At 65.5% G+C, this 545-nt stretch carries 1 protein-coding gene; it reads left to right on the forward strand.

All coding sequences use genetic code 11. The annotated features are described in order from the left end of the window. Positions 1-545: histidine-type phosphatase (locus tag J5M67_RS27645; RefSeq protein WP_243434918.1), on the forward strand; the 545-nt coding region annotated here is incomplete at both ends.

Raw genomic sequence — 545 nt, forward strand, 5'->3', positions numbered from 1 at the left:
GTACAGCACGTTCGCGGCATCGGCGGCGGACGCGAAGTTCGCCCATACGCTCAAGGGCGACGGCAAGACCACGATCAAGTCCGCCGCCGATGCCGCGAACGTGCTGTACAACCTGCTGCAGGTCGCGCCCGCGATGACGGCCGAGACGGGCGGCGTCACGATGGAGCGCTACATCGCCGCGCCGCAGGCCGAGTATCTCGCGTATCTTCAGGACGCCGAGGATTTCTACGAAAAAGGCCCGGGTATCGCCGAGACGAACCCCATCACCTACCGGATGGCGCAGGCGCTCGTCGACGATTTCTTCGCCGAGATCGACGCGATCGCGCGCGGCGATCTGACCAATGCGGCGAAGCTGCGCTTCACGCATGCCGAAGTGGTGATTCCGTTCGCACCGATCCTGAAGCTGAAAGACGTGTTCGCGCCCGTGCCGCAAGCGCAGACGTACACGTACGCGAACAATCCGTGGCGCGGCGAGACGGTGGCGCCGATGGCCGCGAACCTGCAATGGGACGTCTACCGCAACGGCGCGCGGCTCGTCGATGCGT

The sequence above is a fragment of the Pseudomonas sp. 30_B genome (assembly GCF_017491605.1).
Lineage (GTDB): Bacteria > Pseudomonadota > Gammaproteobacteria > Pseudomonadales > Pseudomonadaceae > Pseudomonas.